General features: G+C 61.6%; 1 protein-coding gene. It reads left to right on the top strand.

What is annotated here, in order from left to right; translation table 11 throughout:
* Positions 1–161: 161 nt before the first annotated feature.
* Positions 162–619 (top strand): DUF4158 domain-containing protein (locus AX725_RS14860; RefSeq protein WP_156458507.1); only part of this gene is annotated, 458 nt, incomplete at its 3' end.

Genomic DNA, 619 nt, shown 5'->3' with positions numbered 1-619 from the left:
GTAGCCCAGAATGCCGCCCATCTATCGTGTCTCCCAAACGGTCGTTCTGTGGACGCTCTGAAGGGCGACCGCTTCACCCCGCCCATAGCCGTCCACATACTATGTCTCTTTACTCATGGCTGTCCATAGGCGCAGTTGACCTTTTGTGGACGGGAATCGGCATGACGAAGCGCAAGCATCAACTCCTGACCGAGAGCGAGCGCAATCAGATCCTTGCCATCCCGACCGATCGCGACCACTTGGCTCGGCTCTACACCTTCGAGCCTGCGGACATCGAGATCATCGGCGCGCGACGGGAACGACGGAACCAGTTGGGCGTCGCGCTGCAACTCGCGCTCTTGCGCCACCCGGGCATCACACTGGCGCAGTTGATACAGAACAGGGGAGCGATGCCCCATGATCTCGCCGCCTTCGTCGCAGAACAGCTTGGCCTGCGCGTCACGGATCTGGCTGACTATGCGGCGAGGGACCAGACCATGACGGACCATGCTCGCGAGCTAGCCGCGCGCTTGGGACTGCGAGGGCCGACGCGTGCCGATATTCCGTTCATGATCGAAGCGGCCACGAAAACGGCATGGGCGACCGACAAGGGGATGACGATAGCGACCGGTGTTGTCAC

Origin of the sequence: Blastomonas sp. CCH9-A1 (assembly GCF_001557175.1) — a bacterium.
Taxonomy (GTDB): Bacteria; Pseudomonadota; Alphaproteobacteria; order Sphingomonadales; family Sphingomonadaceae; genus Blastomonas; species Blastomonas delafieldii_A.
The sequence above is the reverse complement of the archived record's forward strand: the minus strand, read 5'-3'. Positions and strand labels throughout refer to the sequence as shown.